The organism is Streptomyces sp. NPDC029526, assembly GCF_040637405.1.
Taxonomy (GTDB): Bacteria; Actinomycetota; Actinomycetes; order Streptomycetales; family Streptomycetaceae; genus Streptomyces.
This window is the reverse complement of the sequence record NZ_JBEZWE010000006.1, coordinates 118,201-141,717: the sequence shown is the minus strand read 5'-3', so window position 1 is coordinate 141,717 and position 23,517 is coordinate 118,201. Positions and strand designations below refer to the sequence as shown.

Below are 23,517 nucleotides of genomic sequence, written 5' to 3'. Positions count from 1 at the left end.
CACACCGCGGCCGACTACGGGCGCGGCAGGGGAGAGGGGGGAAGTACGGGAACTCTCATGCACTGGAGGACGCGGGCGGTGCCCGGCCGAGGTCCGACGGCACGTACGCGGTGACGAGCGGCCCGTGCCCGGCCGTCGGAGCCGGGCGGCCCGGCCCGGCCGGCACCCGCGGGGTGTACGGGGCAGTGAACAGGAGCTGGCCGGACGGCGTCGGGCGCTCCCCGGCGTCACGCAGCGACCGCAGCAGCAGCGTGCCGCTGCCGGTGTACGCCTCGTCGGTGTGCGCGTGGCTGTCGTACGGCTGGAAGGAGGCCGCCGGGACGGCCGGCGCGTCCGGGGACACGGGCTGTCCGGCGGGCACCAGCCGGGCGCCGTCGGTGAAGGCGAGCGTCAGCAGGGCCGCCGTCAGGGCCAGCAGGGCGGCGACGGCGCGGTGCGGAAGACGGGCGGCATGTCCCGGCCGGTCGGTGATCACGGCTCGACGAGTCCCGCCCGGATCGCGTACCGGGTCAGGTCCAGGCGGTCCCGGAGCCCCAGCTTGCTCAGCAGGTTCTCCCGGTGCCGCTGGACCGTCTTGACGCTGATGAACAGCAGCTCGGCGATCTCCTTCGAGGAGTGCCCCTCCGCGACCAGCTTCAGGACCTCCTCCTCGCGCGGCGTCAGCAGCTGCTCGGGGGCCTCCTCGCCGTGCCGGACCCGGTCGAGGTAGTTCCGGATCAGGGCGGTGACCGCCCCGGGGTACAGGAACGGCTCGTCCCGCATCGCCGCCCGGCAGGCGGCGACCAGATCCCGGTCCGCCACGGACTTCAGCACGTAGCCGCCCGCGCCCGCCTTGAGCGCCTGGAACAGGTACTGCTCGTTGTCGTGCATGGTCAGCATCAGGATGCGCAGACCGGGCTTGAGCGCGGACAGTTCGCGCGCCGCCTGCAGACCGGTCAGCCGCGGCATGGCGATGTCCAGCACCGCCAGGTCGATGTCGTGGGTGCGGGCCATCGCGATGGCCTCGGCGCCGTCCCCGGCCTCGGCGACCACCTCGAGGTCCGGCTCCCGGTCCAGGATGAGCCGGACCCCGCGACGGACCAGGGCGTGGTCGTCGGCGAGCAGAATCCGGATCTTGGCCGGGTGGTCCTGGTGGTTCATGACTGCTTCCTGACGGCGGGCACGGTGAGCCGGATCCGGGTACCGGACGGTGACACGGGGCTGATGTCCAGTGTGGCCCCCAGCAGCAGCGCGCGTTCCCGCATTCCGCGGATCCCCGCGCCCTCGCGGGCCACACCGATGCCGCGGCCGTCGTCGCTCACTTCCAGCACGACCGAGTGGTCCCCCTTGCGCAGGCTCACCCGGACAGTAGTGGCATCCGCGTGCCGGGCGACGTTGGTCAGTCCTTCCTGCGCCACACGGTAGATCACCAACTCGGTCTCGTGGTCCAGTGCGGGCAGGTCCGCATCGTAACCGCGCAGCACGCGCAGTCCGGTATGGGTGGCGAATTCGGTGGCGAGCGAGGCGATGGCGCTGACCAGGCCGAGGTCCTCCAGCACCCCCGGCCGCAGCCGGCGCACCAGGCGGCGGACCTCGTCCAGACTCAGCCGGGTGATCTCCTGCGCCTGCTGCAGTTCCTCCCGGAGCGGGTCGGACGCCTCGTCGGCGGCCCGCTTGAGGGCCAGCAGGATCGCCGTCATGCTCTGCCCGACCTCGTCGTGCAGCTCCTGGGCGATGCGGCGCCGCTCGGCCTCCTGCGCGAGGATCGCGCGGGCACTGCTCGCGGCCCGCTCCTTCTCCAGCCGGTCCAGCATCGCGTTGAACGTGCTGACCAGGTCGGAGACCTCACCGCCCCCGTGCACCGGCAGACGCTGACCGGGCCGCAGCAGGTCGACGGTGGCCATCAGCCGGGTCACCCGGTCCAGCGGGGCGAGTCCGATGCGCAGCAGCGTGGCGTTGGCGACCAGCATCACGGCGAGACCGCCGACCAGGATGACCGCCTCGGTCAGCAGAATGGGCACGGACACCGTCACCGGGGCCCACAGCAGCAGGCCCGTGGCGAGTCCGAGCACCACCGCGTTCAGGCCGAAGATCCGCCAGTACAGGGACACCGAGGTCTCGCCTTCCTCTTCCTTGTCCGGCTTCGCTGTCGACATCACCGCGCCGGGTCGGCGGCGGCAGCGGCCCTTGTCCCGGTCGCCCCGGCGAACAGCGGCCAGCGTCAGGGGCCTTCGTCCCCCTCGTCCATGGGCTCCGCGGCCCATTTTCCCCCGGGCACACTACCCCGGCCGGGCGGGGTGGGTCCCGCGACCCCGCACAGATGGGCTCCGTGGCCGATGGGCGCCGGACGGACTTGCGGCCATGGTGAAGACACCACCCCCTTTTCCTTCTTCAGAGAGGACTTCTTCGTGTCGCTGGACCTGCCCCGCACCGAAGCGCGTACCGACAACCCGGCCTCGGACGAGATCCGTCGCCGCCTGGAGCACGCCCGATCAACGCGCCTCGCCCAGCTCAAGGCCCTGGACGAATCGGGGCAGAGTGCCGACGACCACCTGATGTCGAACCAGAAGGAATCGATCCAGCGCGTGCTCACCGAGATCGAGGAGGCCTTCGCACGGGTCGAGGACGGCACCTACGGCACCTGCCTGGGCTGCTCCAAGCCCGTGCCGCCGGAGCGCCTGGAGATCCTGCCGCACACCCGGCACTGCGTCGGCTGCCAGCGCCGAGCGGCCTGACACCGGCCCTCCCGGGCCCGTCGTCCTCTCTCCACTGAGCGCAAGGGGTGCAGTGGTGACCCACCAGACCATCGGTGAGCACAACACGGTCCTCACACCCGAGGACCTCGCAGCGCTGCGCGAGAACCTGCTGGAGCAACGGCTGTTCCGACAGGAACAGCTGCGGCAGTTCGCCGCGGACCCGCAGCCGCGGGCCGAGATGCTTCCGCAGCGGGACGCCGGCGAGATCGAGGTCGGCATCCGGCTGGCCGCGTCCGCCCGCATGGTGCTCGCCGACGTCGAGGCGGCCCTCGACCGCATGGACACCGACACCTACGGCAGCTGCCACCTGTGCCGCCGCCCGGTGGAGCGGGAGCGCCTGCTGATCGTGCCGCAGGCCCGCTACTGCGCCCGCTGCCAGCAGGTGCGGGAGGCCGCACGATGACCACTGCGCACCGGCCGCGCCCCCTCGCACCGGCGCGGCCCCCGGCCCGGGCGGCCACCTCCCGCCCGGGCCGGCCCCGCACCCGGGGCCGCCGCGCCGAACGGAGGACCGTCCCGTGACCGTCATCCGGCGTACCCGCCCGGTCTCCGGGCGGCACGCGCACTGGCCGCTGTGCCGGCGTTGCGCCGGCATCGCCCTGGACCTCGGCAGTGCCCGCACCCGCGCCTGGATCGCCGGCCGGGGCATGGTCCTCGACGTCCCCACCGTCACCTTCCCCGGCAACGGAGCCATCCACCCGATCCAGCGCGGCACCATCGTCGACACCGCGGGCACGGCCCGCATGCTCGACCGGCTGCTGGGCCACCGCATGCCGCGGTTCGGCCGCCCGCTGGTCGTCGTCACGGCCCCGGTCCTGGACGGCCTCGCCTTCCGGACCGAGGCCCGGACGGCGGTCGAGATCCTCCGCCCGCGCGCCGTCATCACCGTCCCGGGCGCGCGGGCGGTGGCCCGGGCAGCGGGCGCCGACGACACCGCACCGCTGCTCGTCGTCGACATCGGCGCCCACCTCACCGAGGCGGTGCTGCTCTCCGGGGGCGCGGTGACCGACGCCCGCCGCACCGCCCTGGGCACCGACGACCTCGGCGACGGCACGCCCCCCGAACGCATCACCGACGCCGTGGTGGAGATGGTGACCGCCATGCTGCGACAGGACCGCACCTCGACGACCCGCACCGCCCTGCGCCGGGGCGTCCTGCTGTCCGGCGGCGGCGCCCTGCGCCCCGACGTCACCCACGGCCTGCCCGGGCGCCTGGGCTGCCCCGTCCAGCCCGTGACGTCACCGCACACCGCGGCGGTACGGGGCGCGGCCGGCCTGCTCGCCGCCGAGCACCACCACCCGTCGGCCTCCGGCGCCGTCTGACCCGGCCCGCACCGTCTGACCGGCCCGGCCCGGCCCACGCCTCCCGCGACCGGCCCGGCGCGCCCTGCTGGTCCTCCTGTTCCTCCTGTTCCCCTCTCGTCCATCTCCCCTCCCCTCTCGTTCCTCCTCCGGTCTCGCTGCTCCTCCCGCTGTCTCGTTTCTCCTCCTGTCCCGTTGTCCCTCCCGCGCGACACCTCCCGAAGGGAGCCCCACGTGGCGGACGAGCCACCTCCCGCGGAGCCTCCCGATCCGCCCCGCGGGCGCACGCCCCGGCGCCGCAACCCCCTGCGCCGACGCACGGACGCCCTGCGGACCTGGTGCGGGCTGGGGGTCTTGGCCGTCGTAGTGGTCCTCACCCCGGTGGCCGCCGTCGTGGTGGCCGACCGCGCGCACCGGCACTACGAGGCCGTCGCCCGGCACCAGGCGCAGACCCGCCACGAGACGACCGCGACCCTTCTCCGCGACGCCCCGCGCCACCCGACACCCGGGCCGGACGGGGAGGAGACCCGTCACCCGGCCGAGGTCCGCGTCGTCACCCGCGAGGGGCGCACCCGTACCACCACCGTCGACGTCCCCTCGGGCCTGCCCGCCGGCAGTCCGCTGCGGATCTGGGTCACCGCCGAGGGCGAGGCCACCGAGGCACCGCTGACCGCCCGGGACGTCCGCAGCCGCAGCAGGGGCTGGGCGTTGATGGCCGCCCTCGGGGTCGTCCTCACCGGTGCGGCCACCCACGCCGCGGCCCGCCACGCGCTCCGCCGCCGGGACCTGGCCGCCTGGGACGCCGCCTGGGCCAGGACGGCACCGGACTGGACGTCGCCCTCCTGAGCCCGCGCCGCACGCGTCAGCGGGCCCCGGTGGGCCCCGGCCCCCGGTGGTTCAGCGGGCTCCGGGGTCGGGGACTTGATCCGGCGCGGGGTGAGTACGGTCTCCGCCGAGGTCACGCCGGGCGGCGTCCCGACGCCGGCCGTGAGCGACCCGTACAGGTCGTCCGGGGTGCGGCACAGGGCGGAGACGGCCGGGTTGATCCGGCCGGTGACGGCCGCGGCGAACCGCACCGCCGCCTGCCCGGCGACGGCTGCGCCGGCGTCCGCTGCGCCGGCGTCCGCGAGGGCACGTACGGCGCGCCACTGCGCGGACCAGCCGGTGCCCCGCCGGTGCGGACGTCCGGCATCACGACATCCGCCGGAGCCGGAGCGCCGATCCCCCACGCGTGCGGCCGGAGCGGCCGGATTCGGCGGGTTCCGGCGGAGGGCTGCCGGGCCCGGGCAACGCGCCCGGTCCGGACGGCCCGTGCCGTGCGGCACGGACCGGTGGCCGCCGCTCCGGGGAAGGCCGACCTCGCTCCACGTGACGCGACACGGGCCGCCGTCCGCGGCCGGAACGGGCTCGTCCGGGGAAAGGCGGCATCAAGAACGCGTAAAGACTGCCGGGATCAGGCAATGAACGGTTCGCGCGGTCCATGACACCATGGAGATGCGGGAGGTCGTCGAGTGGAAGCGGGGCCCGGATGAACTGGTTCGTGGGTCTCGGCATCGCGGGTCTCGTCGTGCTGCTGTTCTCGCTGATCTTCGACGGGCTGCTGGAGGGCCTGTTCGGGGGCCTGTTGGACGGGATGCTCGACGGGTTCCTGTCGCTGCCGGTCATCGCCGGATTCGTGTCCATGCTCGGCTTCGGCGGGGCCATCACCCTGGGGACGACGGGTCTCGGCGTCACCGGTGCCACGGCCGTCGGCGTCCTCACCGGGGTGGCCGCCGGCTGGCTGACCTGGCGCTTCAGCCGCGCCCTGATGAGTGATCAGGACGCCGCCGCACCGCGCGGCGGGGACCTCGTCGGGTCCTCGGCCTCGGTGGTGACCGCCATCCCGGCGGGCGGCTACGGCGAGGTGATGGTGTATCTCGCCGGGCAACCGCTGAAGCTGGCGGCCAAATCCCAGGTGCCGGTGGCGCGCGGGGCCGAGGTCTGGGTCGAATCGACCCTGTCGGCCACCTCCGTCTCCGTCCGCCCCGTCGAACGCTGACCCCGCTGCGGTTCGTCGCGCGAACCGTCGTCGAACCGTCCGTATCCGTCCCCAGCGGTCGCACCGACCCCTCCTTGCCCACCCGTCCTTCCGCACCCGCCACTCCCTACCCGCGACTTCCCACCCGTCCCTCCGTCCCCGTCCGTCGCGGGCCGACCGCCCGCACCGTCCGTCCCGGCCGGCGCGCCCGTCCGCACCCGGCCGTTCCTTGTCCGCCGCAGATTCGATTCGCCGTCCCCCCGGGAAGGCTGAGGGGATCCACGTTCACATGAGCCCTGTACTGATCGCAGTGATCGGAGTCGTCGTACTCCTGGTCCTGCTGGCCCTCGTGGTCGTCACCCGCTACAAGGTCGCCGGTCCCAGCGAGGCGTTCATCGTCACCGGCCGACGCGGCAAGAAGTCCACCGACCCCGACACCGGCCGCATCTTCACCGACAACAGCGGTCAGAAGGTCGTCGTCGGCGGCGGCGTCTTCGTGGTGCCGTTCGTGCAGCAGAAGTTCACCCTCGACCTCTCCAGCCGGCACATTCCCGTGGCCGTCCGGGGCGCCGTCACGCTGCGCGGTGTGAAGGCCAACCTGGAGGGCGTCGCCATCGTCAAGGTCGGCGGCACCGAGGACTCGATCCGCGCCGCCGCCCAGCGGTTCCTGATGCAGCAGAACGGCATCGTCGGGTTCACCCAGGAGGTCCTGTCCGGCGCGCTGCGCTCGATCGTGGGCCGGATGTCCGTGGAGGACATCATCCGGGACCGGGCCGCCTTCGCCGGCCAGGTCGCCGAGGAGGCCGAGGCCAGCCTGTCCGGCCAGGGCCTGGTCCTGGACGCCTTCCAGATCCAGGACATCACCACCGAGGGCTCCTACCTGGAGGACCTGGGCCGCCCCGAGGCCGCCCGCGCCAAGCAGGAGGCCGACATCGCCGAGGCCGTCGCCCGGCGCGCCTCCGAGCAGGCCCGGCTCAAGGCCGAGGAGGAGATCGCGATCGCGCAGCGCACCTTCGCGCTGAAGCAGGCCGAGATCAAGGCCGAGACCGACGAGGCCGCCGCCCGCGCCGCCGCCGCCGGACCGCTCGCCGAGGCCGCCCGCCAGCAGGAGGTCCTCGGGGAGCAGGAGAAGGTCGCCACCCGGCAGGCCGCCCTGACCGACCGCGAACTGGACACCAAGGTCCGCAAGCCCGCCGACGCCGCCCGCTACCAGGCGGAGCAGGAGGCCGAGGCCCGGCGCATCGCGCTCGTCAAGGAGGCCGAGGCGGCCGCCGAGCGGGCCCGGCTCACCGGTGAGGGCGAGAAGGCGCAGCGTGCCGCGCTCGCCGACGCCGTGCGCATCGAGGGTGACGCCGACGCCGCCGCGATCGCCGCGAAGGGCGCCGCGGAGGCCGAGGCCATGCACAAGAAGGCCGACGCCTTCGAGCGGTACGGCGACGCGGCCGTGCTGCAGATGCTGGTCGAGGTGCTGCCGCAGGTGGTCGCCAAGGCCGCCGAGCCGCTGTCCGCGGTGGACAAGCTGACGGTGATCTCCACGGACGGCGCCGGCCAGCTGCCGCGCACGGTCGCCGACAACGTCGCCCAGGGCATGGAGCTGCTCAGCTCCACCACCGGCGTGGACCTCGGGCAGCTGCTCCAGGGCCTCGCCCAGCGCGGCAAGGCCGCCCCGGCGGCGGCTCCCGCCGCGGCTGCCCCGGCCTCCGGTGCGGCCGGCGGCGGCAAGGTCGACATCACCGAGTGACGTTCCGCCCGCGGTGCCCCGGACGCCCACGGCGTCCGGGGCACCGCGCGTTCTCAGCCCGACAGGTCGAACCGCACGTCCACGACGCCTTCGACGGCCCGGGTCAGCCGGGCGGCCACCGGGACCAGCGAGGTGTCACGGACCCGCCCGCCGAGGGTCACGACCCCCTCCCGCACCGTCACCCGGACCGAGTCCCCGGTGTCCTCGCGGAACAACGCGGGCAGCACCTCCCGGCGCACCTCCGCCGCGATCTCCTCGTCCTCCCGCAGGAACACCTTCAGCAGGTCGGCACGGCTCACGATGCCGCACAGCGCGCCCGTCCCGTCCACGACCGGCAGCCGCTTCACCCCGGTCCGCGCCATGATCCGCGCGGCCCGCGCGAGGGTGGCGTCCGCGCCGACGGTGACGGCCGGCGCCGACATCAGCTCCCCGGCCGTCAGCGCGCCCGCCTTGGCGAGGTCGGGGAGGCGGCGCAACTGGGTGTGCCGGTCGGGATCGCTGTCCCGGAACTCCTCCTTCGGCAGCAGGTCCGCCTCGGACACGATCCCCGCCACCCGTCCCCCGTCCGCCACCACGGGGAGGGCGCTGACCCGGCGTTCCTGCATCGTGCGGACGATCTCCTTGAAGGCGGCGTCACGGCCGACGGAGGCGACGGACCGCGTCATCACGTCGCTCACGGTGTACGGGGTGGCGTGCATGGTGCCTCCTCGGGCTGCGGCGCCCCGGCCTGCCGGGCGGATGACCGGACCCTACCGCCGACGCCGGCCGACGCCGGCCGACGCCGACGATGCCGGTCGATGCGCATCGAAGGCGACCGACGCTTGTGCGGACGTCGACGCCGAGGGCCTTGGCCCCGTTGTCGCGGGGCGGGCTCTCCCCGGACGGTGACCCCGAGGGCGCCCCGGACGGTCGCCCGGGTGCGCCCCCGACGGATGCCCGGGGTCGTCCCCGACGGTCGGGTGCGGGCCGCACGCGGTCCGTCGGGGACGGCCGTCGGGGACGGACCGGACCGGACTCCGCGCGGGCCGTCCCCGGAGCGGGCGGTGCTCCCTGACCAGCGTGAGCGGGGGGCCGGCGGAAGGGAAGGGCCGGTCGGCCCCCGGCCGGGGACCTCGGGGCCGCCGGACGGACACCGCCCGGCGGGGGACCCTGGTGGTAGGAGCACCCCCGTCCGCCGGTGACGACCGCGCGGCGGTCCGGGCTCCTCGGCGGTGCCCCGCCGGCGCGAGAGGAGAGTCCCATGGCTTCGTCGCCCCTCGACGAGAAGACCGTGACCGCACTGGTCACCGACGCCGTGAAGGCGCCGTCCATGCACAACGCGCAGCCCTGGCGCTTCCGCCACCTCGCGGCCCGGCGCGTGCTCCGGCTGTGCGCCGACCTGGAACGTGCCATGCCCCGCACCGACCCCGACCACCGGGCCCTCCACATCGGATGCGGAGCCGCGCTGTTCAACCTGCGCGTCTCCGCCGCCCACGCGGGATTCGCCCCCGTCACCACCCTGCTGCCCGACCCGGCCGAGCCGGCGCTGCTCGCCGAGGTGCGGCTGGACGAGCCGGGCGGCGACGCCCGGGCGGCAGCGGAAGCGGCCGGTCTCGCACGGCTGCACCCGGCGATCCGTCGGCGTCACACCAGCCGCCACCCGTTCGCCGACAAGGAGATCCCCGAGGACCTGCGGAACGCGCTGCGGGACGCCGCTGCCCGCGAGGGGGCCGACCTCCTGTTCGCCGGTCCGTGGCACGCCGACACGCTGCTCGACCTGGTCCGGGACGCGGAGAGCCGCGACGCCCTCGATCCCGCCGCCCGCGAGGACCTGCTGCGCTGGACCCGCCTCGGTGCGGACGCCGACGTCGCCGTGGACGGAGTTCCGGAGTACGCTTTCGGCCCCGGCAAACGGGGTGGCAGGGCCCCCGTGCGGGACTTCGCGGGACGGCGCCCGGTGGCCGACCGCGGCTCCACTGCCTTCGAGGAGGTTCCCCAGCTGGCGGCGCTGAGCACCCGGGGCGACGGCCCCGAGGCATGGCTGCGCGCCGGACAGGCCCTGCAACGGGTCCTGCTGGAGGCCACGCTGGCCGACCTGGCCACCTCGCTGACGTCGCACGCCCTGGAGACACCGGCCCTGCGCCTGCTGGCCCGCGACCCGGCGTCCGGCACCGGGGACGTGCAGATGGTGCTGCGCCTGGGCTACGGCCCCCGGGGCCCGGCCACCCCCCGCCGTCCCGTACGGGACGTGCTCGACACGGAGTGACGGCAGGGACCGGGACGAGGTCCCCTTCCGTCCGTCACCTACGGGACTCAGGGACGCCCCCCGAACAGAACCCTAGGGACCCCTACGGAACCCTAGGGAACTCAAGGGGTCACCTAGCAGGGGCCGAGGGGTCACCTACGGGGGGCGTCACCCACGGGGCCCAGGCGTCACCCATGGGTCTCGGGGGGCCGGCCACCCAGGGACGCGCTCAGGGTCCCCCACGGGACCCGGGCCGTCTGCGGGGGAGGAAGGACCTCGGGGAGGGACCTCAATGTGCGCGCACCCCGCCGTCCGGGACCGGAGCGCGGGGGAACGTCCCGCGAGGCCGGCCGCCGTCCCGTTCACAGCGCGGCGGCCGACGCGTTCAGCTCCCGGCCGGTGACCATCTCCGGTTCGATCCGCACGTAGACCCCGTCGAGCATCGGCATCCACGAGGTGTGGCCCAGCAGCGCGAGCCGGTCCCGCTCGGCGGGGTCGGTCACGACGGCTGCCCGGCCGGTGACGACGACGCTCCAGCCCGACCGCGTGTCCGTGTGGAACTCGTCCGCCTCGAACGCCACGACCACCCCGTCGATGGCGCGCACCAGGTCGGAGGAGGCGGAGGTGCACAGGATGACGGAGGAGTCGGCGTCCAGGGAGAAGTTGACCGGGAGCACGGCGGGCAGCGCGTGCCGGGTGTAGACCACCCGCCCGACCGGCGCCCCGGCCAGCAGGCGCAGGCACTCCTGCCGTCCGAGGGCACGGAAGACATCGTTCTGGAACATCTGCCCATGGTCGCCGCCGGGCCCCGCCACGACTAGGGCCGACCGGCCCCGTTCACGCTGCCCCTTCGCGTACGACGCCGACGGCCCCGCTCCCGCCCCGCTCCCGCCCCGGATCCGCCGTCACGCCACATCACCGTCCCGCTGCACCGCCGTCCCGCGCCCCACCGCCCCACCTCCGGCGCACCCGCCCACCGCCCCGCCCCCCGTGCCCGTGCCCACCCACCCCGGCGTCCCACCCCCGTGCGCACCCGCCCCGGGGGCCGTTCCGCGTCACATCCGGGACCTTCGGCCCCCTCCGTGCGCAGGGCACCGCCGGGAGACTGATCACGAGGGCACCACCCGGCGGCCGGGCACCCCGCCGTGCCGGACCCGACACCGACCACCTCGGGAGTTGCGCGATGTGCGAGTACTGCGGCTGCCAGTCCCTGACGGCGATCGACGAGCTGACCCGTGAGCACGACGAGGTGGTCCGTCTCATCAGCCACCTGCGCTCCGCGCACCGGGCGGGCGACACGGCCCGGATGGCGCGGACCGCCCGCGGTATAGCGGCGGTGCTCGGCCCGCACACGCAGGTCGAGGAACACGGCCTGTTCCCCGCCCTCGCCGCCGACTTCCCCGACCGGATCGCGGACCTGGAGGCCGAACACCGGCGGGTCGACGCCGTCCTGGCGGAGGCCGCCGACGGTGTCGTCCCGGCCGACCCCGCCTGGCCGGACCGGCTGATGGCGGCCATGGACCTGCTGCGCGACCACATCCTCAAGGAGCAGGACGGCGTCTTCCCGGCCGCCCTGGCGCTCCTGGGCACCGAGGAGTGGGAGGCCGTCGAGGCCGAGCGGGCCAGGGTGGGCGGTGCCCCGGCCCGGTCCGCCGGCTGACCGTCCGGCGTCCGCCACCGGGAGCGCGCCCGCCCGCTCCCGGACACCACGGTCCGCGGGGATCCGGGGCCGGGAATCACCGGATGGGCCGGGCGTGGTGATTGACCTTCAGGCGGGTGGCGGTCATAGAGTCGGGCCGCCGGACCGAACACCAGACCACGGGCGGCGCGCCCGGGAGTGGAGTAACCGCGGTGAGTACGGAGACGAATCCCGAGCGGATCCGCCACCCCGAACGGGCCCGTGCGGGGATGGACGGCGAGCTGGCGGAGGCGCTGGTCCGCTCCCGCCGGTTCTTCAGCCGGGCGGAGGTCTCACCGGACCTGCGCACGCTGCACCGCAAGGGCGGCCGTGGAGCCGACGAGTTCTACCGGGACCGCTGGTCGCACGACAAGGTGGTGCGCTCCACCCATGGCGTGAACTGCACCGGCTCCTGCTCCTGGAAGGTGTACGTCAAGGACGGCATCATCACCTGGGAGGCCCAGCAGACCGACTACCCGTCCGTCGGCCCCGACCGGCCCGAGTACGAGCCGCGCGGCTGCCCCCGCGGTGCCGCCTTCTCCTGGTACACGTACTCGCCGACCCGGGTGCGCTACCCCTACGTCCGTGGGGTCCTGCTCGCGATGTACCGGGAGGCCAAGGCACGGCTCGGTGACCCGGTGGCGGCCTGGGCGGACATCGTCTCCGACCCGGAACGCGCCCGCCGTTACAAGCGAGTGCGCGGCAAGGGCGGTCTGGTGCGGGCGAGTTGGCAGGAGGCGACGGAGCTGGTGGCCGCCGCCCACGTGCACACCATCCGCCGCTGGGGCCCCGACCGGCTCGCCGGGTTCTCCCCGATCCCGGCGATGTCGATGGTCTCCCACGCGGCCGGGGCGCGCTTCTACTCGCTGCTCGGCGGGGTCATGCTCTCCTTCTACGACTGGTACGCCGACCTGCCCGTCGCCTCCCCGCAGGTCTTCGGCGACCAGACCGACGTGCCGGAGTCCGGCGACTGGTGGGACGCCGGCTACCTGATCATGTGGGGTTCCAACGTGCCGGTGACCCGGACCCCGGACGCCCACTGGATGGCCGAGGCCCGCTACCGGGGCCAGAAGGTCGTCGCGGTCTCCCCGGACTACGCGGACAACGTGAAGTTCGCCGACGAGTGGCTCTCCGCCCAGCCCGGCACCGACGGCGCCCTGGCCATGGCGATGGGCCATGTCGTCCTCAAGGAGTTCTTCGTCGACCGGTCCACCCCGTACTTCACCGACTACGTCAAGCGCTACACGGACCTGCCGTTCCTCGTCACCCTCGACGAGAGCGAGGACGACCCGGGTGCCCTCCAGCCCGGCAAGTTCCTCACCGCGGCCGACCTGGGCGGCGAGCAGGCGGCGGCCGAGCACGCCGCGTTCCGCACGGTGCTGCTGGACGCGGCCGACGGCCGGCCCGTGGTCCCCAACGGCACCCTCGGCGACCGCTTCGGCGAGTCCGGTACCGGCCGGTGGAACCTGGACCTCGGCGACACCGACCCGCTGCTGTCCGCCGAGGGCGGCGACGCGGTCCCGGTCGCCGTGCGCCTGCCCCGCTTCGACGTCCCCGGCGGCGCCGCCCCGATGCTGCGCGGCGTCCCCGCCCGCCGGGTCGGCGGACGCCTGGTCACCACGGTCTACGACCTGCTCCTCGCCCAGTACGGCGTGGCCCGCCCGGGCCTGCCCGGCACCTGGCCCTCGGGGTACGACGACCCGGACGAGCCGTACACCCCCGCCTGGCAGCAGGCCGTCACCGGCGTCGACGCCGGTCGCGCGGCCCGCATCGCGCGGGAGTTCGCGGCCAACGCCGAGGAGTCCCGCGGCCGTTCGATGATCATCATGGGCGCGGGCACCAACCACTGGTTCCACTCCGACACCATCTACCGCGCCTTCCTCACCCTCACCACCCTCACCGGCTGCCAGGGCGTCAACGGCGGCGGCTGGGCGCACTACGTCGGCCAGGAGAAGGTCCGCCCGATCACCGGCTACTCGGCGATCGCGACCGCCGCCGACTGGAACCGGCCCGCCCGGCAGATGATCCAGACCGCCTACTGGTACCTGCACAGCGACCAGTTCCGCTACGACCCGTTCTCCGCGGACACCCTCGCCGCCGGGGGCACGGGCGGGCCGTTCGCCGGACGCAGCACCGCCGACGTCATCGCGCAGTCCGCCCGGCTCGGCTGGATGCCCTCCTACCCGACCTTCGACCGCAACCCGCTCGACCTGGCCGACGAGGCCGAGGCGGCGGGCCGCACCGCCGCCGACCACGTGGTCGGCGAACTCAAGGCAGGGCGGCTGAGGTTCGCGGGGGAGGACCCCGACGCGGAGGAGAACTTCCCGCGCGTGCTCACCGTGTGGCGGGCCAACCTGCTCGGCTCCTCCGCCAAGGGCAACGAGTACTTCCTGAAGCACCTGCTGGGCACCGACTCCTCCGTGCGGGCCACCGAGGCGCCGCCCGACGCCCGCCCCCGGGACGTGCGCTGGCGGGACGAGGCCCCCGAGGGCAAGCTGGACCTGCTGCTCACCCTCGACTTCCGGATGACCAGCACCACCGTCTTCTCCGACGTGGTGCTGCCCGCGGCCACCTGGTACGAGAAGCACGACCTCTCCAGCACCGACATGCACCCCTTCGTGCACGCCTTCAACCCGGCCATCGCCCCGCCCTGGCAGACCCGCACCGACTGGGACACCTTCCGCACCCTCGCCCGGGAGTTCAGCCGCCTGGCCGGCACCCACCTCGGGGTGCGCACCGACGTGGTCGCCGCGCCCCTGATGCACGACACCCCCGACGAGATGGCCACCCCGCACGGCAGGGTGCGCGACTGGAAGGCGGGGGAGTGCGAACCGGTGCCCGGGCGCACCCTGCCGAAACTGGTCACGGTCGAACGGGACTACGGAGCCGTCGCCGACAAGATGGACGCCCTCGGCCCGCTGCTGGACACCCTCGGCGCGACCACCAAGGGCATCACCTTCGACGTCGGCCGCGAACTGGACCACCTGCGGCACAAGAACGGCACCGTGCGCGGCGGCGCCGCCGACGGACGGCCGTCCATCGCCCGGGACGCCCAGGCGTGCGAGGCGATCCTCGCGCTGTCCGGCACCACCAACGGCCGCCTCGCCACCCAGGGTTTCCACACCCTGGAGGCCCGCACCGGCCGGCCGCTCGCCGACCTCGCCGCCGAACACGAGGGAAAGCGGATCACGTTCGCGGACACCCAGGCGGCGCCGGTCCCCGTCATCACCTCGCCCGAGTGGTCCGGCTCCGAGAGCGGCGGGCGCCGCTACTCCCCGTTCACCGTCAACGTCGAACGCCTCAAGCCCTGGCACACGCTCACCGGACGCCAGCACTTCTACCTCGACCACGACTGGATGACCGCCCTCGGCGAACAACTACCGGTCTACCGGCCCCCGTTGAACATGGACGCCCTGTTCGGCGAACCCCGGATCGGGGAGGTCGGCGAACTCGGTGTGACCGTGCGCTACCTCACCCCGCACAACAAGTGGTCCATCCACTCCGAGTACCAGGACAACCTGTTCATGCTGTCCCTCTCCCGGGGCGGGCCCACCGTCTGGATGAGCACCCTGGACGCGGCCAAGATCGGCGTGCGGGACAACGACTGGATCGAGGCCGTCAACCGCAACGGCGTCGTCGCCGCCCGCGCCGTGGTCTCGCACCGCATGCCCGAGGGCACCGTCTACATGCACCACGCCCAGGACCGCCTGATCGACGTCCCGCGCACCGAGACCACCGGCCGGCGCGGCGGCATCCACAACTCCCTCACCCGCCTGCTGATCAAACCCAGCCACCTCATCGGCGGCTACGCCCAGCTGTCCTACGCCTTCAACTACCTCGGCCCGACCGGCAACCAGCGCGACGAGGTCACCGTCATCCGCCGCCGCGCCGACCAGGAGGTGGAGTACTGACATGGCCACCACGGAGGACCCCACCACCGCCGAGGCCCCCATCGGGCGCGTCATGGCCCAGATGGCCATGGTGATGAACCTCGACAAGTGCATCGGCTGCCACACCTGCTCGGTCACCTGCAAACAGGCGTGGACCAACCGCAGCGGCGTCGAGTACGTCTGGTTCAACAACGTCGAGACCCGGCCCGGGCAGGGCTACCCCCGCCGCTACGAGGACCAGGACACCTGGCGCGGCGGCTGGGAACTCAACAAGCGCGGACGGCTCACCCTCAAGGCGGGCGGCCGGTTCAAGAAGCTGGTCACGATCTTCTCCAACCCCGTCCTGCCCGCCCTGGACGACTACTACGAGCCCTGGACCTACGACTACGAGACCCTCATCAACGCGCCCCTGCAGGAACACACCCCGGTCGCCCGCCCCCGGTCCGTGATCACCGGCGAGGACATGAAGATCACCTGGTCGGCGAACTGGGACGACAACCTCGGCGGCTCGGACCGCCACGGCGAGAAGGACGTGCTGCTCGGCCAGGTCTCCGAGAAGATCAAGCTCGAGTTCGAGCAGACCTTCATGTTCTACCTGCCGCGCATCTGCGAGCACTGCCTCAACCCGTCCTGCGCCGCGTCCTGCCCCTCCGGGGCGATCTACAAGCGCGAGGAGGACGGCATCGTCCTCGTCGACCAGGACCGCTGCCGCGGCTGGCGGATGTGCGTCACCGGATGCCCGTACAAGAAGGTCTACTTCAACCACCGCACCGGCAAGGCCGAGAAGTGCACCTTCTGCTTCCCGCGCGTCGAGGTGGGCCTGCCCACCGTCTGCTCCGAGACCTGCGTCGGCCGGCTGCGCTACATCGGCCTCGTCCTCTACGACGCCGACCGCGTCCTGGAAGCCGCCTCCACCCCCGACGACACCGACCTGTACGAGGCACAGCGGCAGGTCTTCCTCGACCCCGACGACCCCCGCGTCGTCGCCGCCGCCGAACGCTCCGGCATCCCCCGCGACTGGATCGAGGCCGCGCAGCGCTCACCCGTGCACGCCCTGATCAACACCTACAAGGTGGCGCTTCCGCTGCACCCGGAGTACCGCACCCTGCCCATGGTCTGGTACATCCCGCCGCTCTCCCCGGTCGTCGACGCCGTCCGCGACACCGGCCACGACGCCGAGGACCACCGCACCCTGTTCGCCGCCGTCGACGCCCTACGCATCCCCGTCGACTACCTCGCCCAGCTGTTCACCGCCGGCGACCCCGCCCCCGTCGACGCCGTGCTGCGCCGCCTGGCGGCCATGCGCGCCTACATGCGCGACATCAACCTCGGCCGCGAACCCGACGCCTCCATCCCCGCCTCGGTCGGCATGGGCGAGGAACAGATGTACGACATGTACCGGCTGCTCGCCCTCGCCAAGTACGACGAGCGCTACGTCATCCCTCCCGCACACGCCGAACAGGCCCACCAGCTGGAGGAACTCGCCACCGAGTGCAGCCTCGACTACGAGGGCGGACCCGGCATGGGCGGCTCCGGACCCTTCGGCGAGACCTCCGGCGGTGCCGCCCCCATCGCCGTGGAGAACTACCACGCCCTGCGCGACCGGCAGACCGCCGACACCCCGGCCGCACCCCCCGACAAGGCCAACCGGGTCAACCTCCTCGACTGGGACGGCAGGAGCGCCCCACCCGGCCTGTTCCCGCCCCGCCCAGGGCCGGACGAGGACCCCGGCGACGCGGGCGAGGTGACACCGAAGCCATGAGGAAACGCCTCCGCCCCGCCGCCCGCACCCGCCCCTGGCACCCCGTCGCCTGGCAGACCCAGTCCCTGCTCCTCGCCTACCCCGACGACGACCTCCCCGGCCGGCTCGCCCTGGCCCGCCGCGCCGCCGCCACCCTGCCCCACGACGTCGCCCGCCCGCTGCTCGACTTCGCCGCCCACGCGGACCGTACCGGCCCCGACGCCCTCGCGGCCGCCTACGTGGACACCTTCGACCACCGCAAACGCTGCTGCCCGTACCTGACCTACTACGCGCACGGCGACACCCGGAAACGCGGCCTCGCCCTGGTCCGCCTGAAGCAGGCGTACGCCCGGGCCGGCTGGCGGCTGAGCGACGACGAACTCCCCGACCACCTCGCCGTCGTCCTGGAGTTCGCCGGCACCGAACCCGCCGCCGGACACCGGCTGCTCACCGAGCACCGCGCCGGCCTCGAACTGCTGCGGCTCTCCCTGCGCGACGCCGACTCCCCCTGGGCGCCCGTCCTCGCCTCCGTCTCGGCCACCCTGCCCGCCCTCGCCGGCGACGAACGCGAGGCCGTCGCGCGCCTGGCCGCCGAGGGCCCGCCCGAGGAACAGGTCGGCCTCGACCCCTACGCGCCGCCCCACCCCGCACCCCTCCCGCCGGCCGGAGGCCCCCGATGACCCCACCCGCACCCACCCTGCCCCTGGCCGTCGAATCCGGCACCGGCGGCATCCTGCTGTGGGTCGTCCTGCCCTACATCAGCCTTGCCGTGTTCGTCCTCGGCCACGTCTGGCGCTACCGCTACGACAAGTTCGGCTGGACCACCCGCTCCTCCCAGCTCTACGAGCGGCGGCTGCTGCGCATCGGCAGCCCCCTGTTCCACTTCGGCATCCTGCTGGTCCTGCTCGGCCACATCGGCGGACTGCTCATCCCGGAGAGCTGGACCGAGGCCGCCGGGATCAGCGAACACACCTACCACGTCCTCGCGGTCGTCCTCGGCGTCGCCGCCGGCATCGCCACGGTCGGTGGCATGATCATCCTGATCTACCGCCGCCGCACCGTCGGCCCGGTCTTCTCCGCCACCACCGTCAACGACAAGGCCATGTACCTGTCCCTGGCCGTCACCATCGGCCTGGGCCTCGCCGCCACCGTGGCCGCCAACGTCGTCGGCGGGGGCTACAACTACCGCGAGACCATCTCCCCCTGGTTCCGCTCCGTGTTCTACCTGCAGCCCGACCCCGACCTGATGACCGGCACCCCGCTCCTGTTCCAGCTCCACGCCCTGAGCGCCCTGCTGCTGTTCGCCTTCTGGCCCTTCACCCGCCTCGTCCACATGCTCACCGCCCCCCTCGGCTACCTCACCCGCCCCTACATCGTCTACCGCAGCCGCGACGAACGCCTCGGCAACCGGCCCCCGCACCGCGGCTGGGAACGCACCGGCTGACCTCCCCGGACACCGGGGAACGGGACCCCCACCCTGGGCGGCGGCGGGCAGCGGGCCACCCCGTAGAGTGCCTACCGATGCCCTCCGGACCCCGAGGAACCCGCACGTGACGCCCGCCCGACCCGCCCCGACCGCCACGGTGACCGTCGTCGGGATCGGCGCCGACGGCTGGCAGGGACTCCCGCACACCTCCCGCGCCGCCCTCCTCAACGCCCGGACCGTCATCGGCGGCCCGCGCCAACTGGCCCTGCTGCCACCGGAGTGCGGCGCGGAACGGGTGCCCTGGCCCTCACCGCTGCGGCCCGCCGTCCCCGGCCTGCTCGCCGCGCACGCCGGCCGCCGGATCGCCGTCCTGGCCAGCGGCGACCCCATGTTCCACGGCATCGGACGCACCCTCACCGAACTCCTCGGCCCCGACGCCGTCCACGTCCTGCCCCACCCCTCCTCCGTCACCCTCGCCTGCGCCCGCCTCGGCTGGCCGGCCGAGGACACCGAGGTCGTCACCCTCGTCGGCCGCCCCACCGCCCGCCTCGCCGCCGCCCTGCACCACGGTCGCCGCCTGCTCGTCCTCAGCGCCGACGCCACCACGCCCGCCGACGTCGCCGCCCTCCTGCGCGACCGCGGCTTCGGGCCGAGCCGGATGCGGGTCCTGGAACAGCTCGGCGGCCCCCGCGAGCGCACCACCGACTGGACCACCGCCGACGACCACGCCGGCCCCGAGAGCGACGCCGACCCGCTGAACGTCGTCGCCGTCGACTGCCGGCGCGCCCCCGGCACCCCGCACCTCGGCGCCGTCCCCGGACTCCCCGACAGCGCCTACGAGCACGACGGCCAGCTCACCAAGCGGCACGTCCGCGCCGCCACCCTCGCCGTCCTCGCCCCCGCCCCCGGCGAACTGCTGTGGGACGTCGGCGGCGGCTCCGGATCCATCGCCGTCGAGTGGCTGCGCACCCACCCCGCCTGCCGCGCCGTCACCGTGGAACGCGATCCCGTCCGGGCCGCGCGCATCGCCCGCAACGCCGACCGGCTCGGCGTGCCCGGCCTGGACGTCGTCACCGGCACCGCCCCCGCGGCGCTCGCCCGACTGGCCCGCCCCGACGCCGTGTTCATCGGCGGCGGGCTCACCACCCCCGGGCTCCTCGACGCCTGCTGGGACGCCCTCCCGCCGGGCGGACGGCTCGTCGCCAACACGGTGACCCTGGAGTCCGAGGCGCTGCTGGCCGACGCCCGCCGCCGCCTCGGCGGCGAACTGGTGCGGCTGGCCGTCGCGCACGCCGTGCCCGTGGGGGGCTTCACCGGCTGGCGGCAGGCGATGCCGGTCACCCAGTGGGCCGTGGAGAAGACGCCCGGACCGACCGGACCCGACGCGAGCGCACCAGGAGCAGACAGATGACCGTGTACTTCATCGGCGCCGGCCCCGGCGCCGCCGACCTGATCACCCTGCGCGGCGCCCGCACCCTGGCCGCCTGCCGGGTCTGCCTCTACGCGGGCAGCCTGGTGCCGCGCGAACTCCTCGCCGAATGCCCTCCCGACGCCCGGCTGGTGGACACCGCCCGGCTCGACCTCGACGAGATCACCGCCGAACTGGTCCGTGCCCACGAGCAGGGGCACGACGTGGCCCGGCTGCACTCGGGCGACCCGTCCGTGTTCAGCGCCGTCGCCGAGCAGATGCGCCGCCTCGACGCCGCCGGCGTGCCCTACGAGGTCGTCCCCGGCGTGCCCGCCTTCGCCGCGGCGGCCGCCGCCCTGAAGCGGGAACTGACGGTGCCGACGGTCGGGCAGACCGTCATCCTCACCCGCGTCGCCCAGCAGGCCACCGCCATGCCCGAGGGCGAGGACCTGGCCACCCTCGGACGCAGCGGCGCGCTGATCGTGCTCCACCTGGCCGCCCGGTACGTGGACCGCGTGGTCGAGGAACTGCTGCCGCACTACGGAGCCGACTGCCCCAGTGCCGTGGTGGCCTACGCCTCCCGCCCCGAGGAAGTGGTCCTGCGCGGCACGCTGGACGAGATCGCGGGGAAGGTGCAGGACGCGGGCATCCTGCGGACCGCCGTCATCATGGTCGGCCGCACGCTCGGCGCCGAGCAGTTCCGCGACAGCCACCTGTACTCGCCGGACCGCGAACGCCATGTGTGCTGAGCGGGCGGGCCGCTTCCCCGGGTCCGATGAGCCGTCGTGCTGCTTCTCCTCCGGGTTCGCCGAGCCCTCCGGCTGCTTCTCCTCCGGTTCCGCCGAGCCCTCGGGCCGGTCCTCCGTCTCCGCCGGGCAGACCGCCGGAGGTCTCGGTGCCGGCTGAGCAGGCGATTCCCGTCCTCCGCGTGCGGGACACCGCCGCGGCGGCCCGCTGGTACGGGCGGCTGGGCTTCACCGTCCGCTGGGAGCACCGGTTCGGGCCGGACTTCCCGTGTTACGCCGAACTCGCCCGCGGCCCGGTCCGGTTGCACCTGTCCGAGCACGAGGGTGACGCGCCGCCGGACGGACTGGTGTACCTGCGCCTCGCTCCTCTCGACGCGGTCGCCGAGGAGTTCGGCGTCCCGGTCCAGGAGATGCCCTGGGGACCGGAGGTCGCCCTCCGCGACCCGGACGGCAACCGCCTGCGGGTGGGCCCGCCGGACCCGGACTGAGCCGGTCCCGGCGGTGACCGGTCCGGCGCCGACGAACACCACCGCGGCCCGCAGCGACCGTTGATGTCGGCCTGACGGTCCGTCGGTTGGCCGGCCGGCCGGTCGGTCCGCCGGTCTGCCACTCCGCCGCTCCGCCGCTCCGTCGGTCCCTCGGTCCGTCGGCTCAGGCCACCGTGCTGCGGCCCACCACGGTCCCCGCCCGGTCGATGCAGATCACGTCGACCGCGACCGGCGCCCCGCGCAGCACCGCCAGGGCCTGGTCGCGGGCCGTCGTCGCCACCAGGTCGCCGAGCGGCACCCCGGCCGCCCGGCACAGCTGGAGCGCGGCGAGCCCCGTGTTGGCGGCGGCCACCTCGGCCACCAGCGTCGCGTCGGCGCCGCCCCGCCGCGCGAGGTCCGCGAGGAAGCCCTTGTCGACCTGCGACCGCCCCGAATGCAGATCCAGGTGTCCCGCGGCCAGCTTCGACAGCTTGGCGAAACCTCCGCACACGGTCAGCCGGTCCACGGGATGGCGCCGGACGTACTTGAGCACCGCGCCCGCGAAGTCGCCCATGTCGAGCAGCGCGTCCTCGGGCAGCCCGTACTCGGTGACGACGGTCTTCTCGGACGTGGAGCCCGTGCACCCGGCGACATGCGTGCGGCCCGCCGCCCGGGCCACGTCCACCCCGCGCCGGATCGAGTCGATCCACGCCGAGCACGAGTAGGGCACGACGATGCCGGTGGTGCCGAGGATCGACAGCCCGCCGAGGATGCCCAGCCGGGGGTTCCAGGTGGAGCGGGCGATCTCCTCGCCGTGGTCGACGGAGAGGGTGATCTCGACGTCCCCGGCGCCCCCGTGGCGCGCGGCGACCTCGGCGACGTGCTCGCGCATCATCTGCCGGGGCACCGGGTTCACGGCCGGTTCGCCCACCTCCAGCGGCAGCCCCGGCCGGGTCACGGTGCCCACCCCCGGCCCCGCCCGGAAGACCACGCCCCGGCCGGCGGGCAGGATGCGCACGGTCGCCCGCACCAGCGCCCCGTGGGTGACGTCGGGGTCGTCCCCCGCGTCCTTCACGATGCCCGCCATCGCGTGGCCGCCGGCCAGCTCCTCCGCAGCCAGCGCGAACGACGGCGTCTGCCCCCGGGGCAGCGTGATCGTCACCGGGTCCGGGAAGTCGCCGGTCAGCAGCGCGGTGTACGCGGCCGTCGTCGCGGCGGTGGCGCAGGCACCGGTGGTCCAGCCCGGCCGCAGACCGGTGTGCTTGAGTTGGGCGCTGCGACCGCCCCTGGCCTCGCTGCTCATGACGCGTACTCCCGACGGGAACCGAGAAGGGACGAACCTGCCGTGCACCTGCTGATCCTGGGCGGCACCACCGAGGCCCGGCGCCTCGCCGAACTGCTGGCGCGGTCACCGTCGCCCGGCCCCAGGGTGACGAACTCGCTGGCCGGACGGGTCGCGGCCCCGCGGCTGCCGCCGGGCGAGGTGCGCATCGGCGGCTTCGGCGGAGCCGACGGGCTCGCCGCCTGGCTGCGGGAGCACGCGGTGGACCTCCTCATCGACGCCACCCATCCCTTCGCCGGCACCATCAGCTTCAACGCGGCGCGGGCCGCCGCCACCGCCCATGTTCCTCTGCTCGCCCTGCGACGGCCCGGCTGGACCCCCGTCGAGGGCGACACCTGGCACGACGCGGCCTCCCTGGAGGAGGCGGCCCGCCTGCTGCCCGCGCTCGGCCGAAGGGTGTTCCTGACCACCGGGCGCATGGGCCTGGCCGCCTTCGCGGACCTGGACGAGCTGTGGTTCCTGGTCCGCTCCGTCGACCCGCCCGCCGCCCCGCACCCGGCGCGCATGGAGACGCTGCTGGACCGCGGCCCGTTCACCCTGGAGGGGGAACGGACGGTGCTGCGGCGGCACCGGATCGACGTGGTGGTCACCAAGGACAGCGGGGGAGCGGCCACCGCGCCGAAACTGACGGCCGCCCGCGAGGCGGGACTGCCGGTCGTGGTGGTCCGCCGGCCACCGGTGCCCGACGGGGTGCCGGTGGTGACCACCCCGGAGGAGGCGGCCCGGTGGGTCGGTGGGGCAGGCGCCGCCCGGCGGGCCGGGCAGGCGGAGGGGGCCCCGCCCGCCGGGGGCGGGGCCTGA

At 74.3% G+C, this 23,517-nt stretch carries 22 protein-coding genes; 16 read left to right on the top strand and 6 right to left on the bottom strand.

Annotated features, from left to right (window positions below; translation table 11 throughout):
* Positions 1–55: 55 nt before the first annotated feature.
* Genes AB0F01_RS16780 through AB0F01_RS16770 form a run of 3 tightly spaced genes read right to left on the bottom strand, consistent with a single transcriptional unit; the run spans position 56 to position 2,090 of the window.
* Positions 56–475, bottom strand: coding sequence for a hypothetical protein (locus AB0F01_RS16780; protein ID WP_362095550.1), 420 nt, complete (start codon positions 473–475; stop codon positions 56–58).
* Positions 472–1,140, bottom strand: coding sequence for a response regulator transcription factor (locus AB0F01_RS16775; RefSeq protein ID WP_362095547.1), 669 nt, complete (start codon positions 1,138–1,140; stop codon positions 472–474). Before AB0F01_RS16775 ends, AB0F01_RS16780 begins: the two co-directional genes overlap by 4 nt.
* Complete coding sequence (locus AB0F01_RS16770) at positions 1,137–2,090, bottom strand: HAMP domain-containing sensor histidine kinase (RefSeq protein ID WP_362096030.1); 954 nt, start codon at positions 2,088–2,090, stop codon at positions 1,137–1,139. The genes AB0F01_RS16775 and AB0F01_RS16770 overlap by 4 nt, the downstream gene beginning before the upstream one ends.
* A 297-nt stretch (positions 2,091–2,387) precedes the next feature.
* On the opposite strand from AB0F01_RS16770, the gene AB0F01_RS16765 reads away from it, so the two are divergent.
* From AB0F01_RS16765 to AB0F01_RS16740, 6 genes are all read left to right on the top strand, one after another.
* Positions 2,388–2,714: a TraR/DksA C4-type zinc finger protein gene (locus tag AB0F01_RS16765; protein WP_362095544.1), complete on the top strand. Its 327-nt coding sequence runs from the start codon at positions 2,388–2,390 to the stop codon at positions 2,712–2,714.
* 52 nt (positions 2,715–2,766) lie between these two features.
* Positions 2,767–3,138, top strand: a complete 372-nt coding sequence (locus AB0F01_RS16760) for a TraR/DksA C4-type zinc finger protein (RefSeq protein WP_362095542.1) — start codon at positions 2,767–2,769, stop codon at positions 3,136–3,138.
* 115 nt (positions 3,139–3,253) lie between these two features.
* Positions 3,254–4,057 (top strand): hypothetical protein, encoded by an 804-nt coding sequence (locus tag AB0F01_RS16755; protein ID WP_362095539.1) that lies wholly within the window; start codon positions 3,254–3,256, stop codon positions 4,055–4,057.
* Between the two features lie 213 nt (positions 4,058–4,270).
* On the top strand, positions 4,271–4,882 hold the full coding sequence (locus tag AB0F01_RS16750) for a hypothetical protein (protein ID WP_362095536.1): 612 nt from the start codon (positions 4,271–4,273) through the stop codon (positions 4,880–4,882).
* A 682-nt stretch (positions 4,883–5,564) separates the two neighbouring features.
* Entirely contained in the window at positions 5,565–6,074 is a 510-nt protein-coding gene (locus AB0F01_RS16745; RefSeq protein ID WP_362095533.1) for a hypothetical protein, read from the top strand.
* A gap of 268 nt (positions 6,075–6,342) precedes the next feature.
* Positions 6,343–7,794 (top strand): SPFH domain-containing protein, encoded by a 1,452-nt coding sequence (locus tag AB0F01_RS16740; RefSeq protein WP_362095530.1) that lies wholly within the window; start codon positions 6,343–6,345, stop codon positions 7,792–7,794.
* A gap of 53 nt (positions 7,795–7,847) precedes the next feature.
* On the opposite strand, the gene AB0F01_RS16735 is transcribed toward AB0F01_RS16740, so the two are convergent.
* Positions 7,848–8,492, bottom strand: a complete 645-nt coding sequence (locus tag AB0F01_RS16735; protein WP_362095527.1) for a CBS domain-containing protein — start codon at positions 8,490–8,492, stop codon at positions 7,848–7,850.
* A 542-nt stretch (positions 8,493–9,034) separates the two neighbouring features.
* Here AB0F01_RS16735 and AB0F01_RS16730 point away from each other — a divergent pair.
* A complete protein-coding gene (locus AB0F01_RS16730; protein ID WP_362095525.1) occupies positions 9,035–10,039 on the top strand; it encodes a nitroreductase in 1,005 nt (334 codons plus the stop codon).
* Between the two features lie 341 nt (positions 10,040–10,380).
* Here AB0F01_RS16730 and AB0F01_RS16725 read toward each other — a convergent pair whose 3' ends face one another.
* Positions 10,381–10,803 (bottom strand): pyridoxamine 5'-phosphate oxidase family protein, encoded by a 423-nt coding sequence (locus tag AB0F01_RS16725; RefSeq protein ID WP_362095522.1) that lies wholly within the window; start codon positions 10,801–10,803, stop codon positions 10,381–10,383.
* A 398-nt stretch (positions 10,804–11,201) separates the two neighbouring features.
* On the opposite strand from AB0F01_RS16725, the gene AB0F01_RS16720 reads away from it, so the two are divergent.
* The 8 genes from AB0F01_RS16720 to AB0F01_RS16685 all read left to right on the top strand — a co-directional run bounded on the left by AB0F01_RS16720 (position 11,202) and on the right by AB0F01_RS16685 (position 21,395).
* Entirely contained in the window at positions 11,202–11,678 is a 477-nt protein-coding gene (locus tag AB0F01_RS16720) for a hemerythrin domain-containing protein (protein ID WP_362095519.1), read from the top strand.
* Positions 11,679–11,926: 248 nt separating this feature from the next.
* Complete coding sequence (locus AB0F01_RS16715) at positions 11,927–15,607, top strand: nitrate reductase subunit alpha (RefSeq protein WP_362096027.1); 3,681 nt, start codon at positions 11,927–11,929, stop codon at positions 15,605–15,607.
* 1 nt (position 15,608) lies between these two features.
* On the top strand, positions 15,609–17,348 hold the full coding sequence (gene narH, locus AB0F01_RS16710) for a nitrate reductase subunit beta (protein ID WP_362095516.1): 1,740 nt from the start codon (positions 15,609–15,611) through the stop codon (positions 17,346–17,348).
* On the top strand, positions 17,345–18,007 hold the full coding sequence (gene narJ, locus AB0F01_RS16705; protein ID WP_362095513.1) for a nitrate reductase molybdenum cofactor assembly chaperone: 663 nt from the start codon (positions 17,345–17,347) through the stop codon (positions 18,005–18,007). Before narH ends, narJ begins: the two co-directional genes overlap by 4 nt.
* Complete coding sequence (gene narI / locus AB0F01_RS16700) at positions 18,004–18,771, top strand: respiratory nitrate reductase subunit gamma (RefSeq protein ID WP_362095510.1); 768 nt, start codon at positions 18,004–18,006, stop codon at positions 18,769–18,771. The genes narJ and narI overlap by 4 nt, the downstream gene beginning before the upstream one ends.
* Before the next feature lie 106 nt (positions 18,772–18,877).
* Positions 18,878–20,164 carry a precorrin-6y C5,15-methyltransferase (decarboxylating) subunit CbiE gene (cbiE, locus tag AB0F01_RS16695; protein ID WP_362095507.1) on the top strand — a complete coding sequence of 429 codons (1,287 nt, stop codon included), beginning with the start codon at positions 18,878–18,880 and terminating at the stop codon, positions 20,162–20,164.
* Positions 20,161–20,910: a precorrin-4 C(11)-methyltransferase gene (gene cobM, locus AB0F01_RS16690; RefSeq protein WP_362095504.1), complete on the top strand. Its 750-nt coding sequence runs from the start codon at positions 20,161–20,163 to the stop codon at positions 20,908–20,910. The genes cbiE and cobM overlap by 4 nt, the downstream gene beginning before the upstream one ends.
* Positions 20,911–21,089: 179 nt before the next feature.
* Positions 21,090–21,395 (top strand): glyoxalase superfamily protein, encoded by a 306-nt coding sequence (locus AB0F01_RS16685; protein WP_362095502.1) that lies wholly within the window; start codon positions 21,090–21,092, stop codon positions 21,393–21,395.
* 163 nt (positions 21,396–21,558) lie between these two features.
* Here AB0F01_RS16685 and AB0F01_RS16680 read toward each other — a convergent pair whose 3' ends face one another.
* Positions 21,559–22,677 carry a cobalt-precorrin-5B (C(1))-methyltransferase gene (locus AB0F01_RS16680; protein ID WP_362095499.1) on the bottom strand — a complete coding sequence of 373 codons (1,119 nt, stop codon included), beginning with the start codon at positions 22,675–22,677 and terminating at the stop codon, positions 21,559–21,561.
* Between the two features lie 42 nt (positions 22,678–22,719).
* Between AB0F01_RS16680 and AB0F01_RS16675 the strand changes: the two genes are divergently transcribed.
* The gene (locus AB0F01_RS16675; RefSeq protein WP_362095496.1) at positions 22,720–23,517 is read left to right on the top strand and encodes a cobalt-precorrin-6A reductase; all 798 of its coding nucleotides are present in this window, start codon (positions 22,720–22,722) and stop codon (positions 23,515–23,517) included.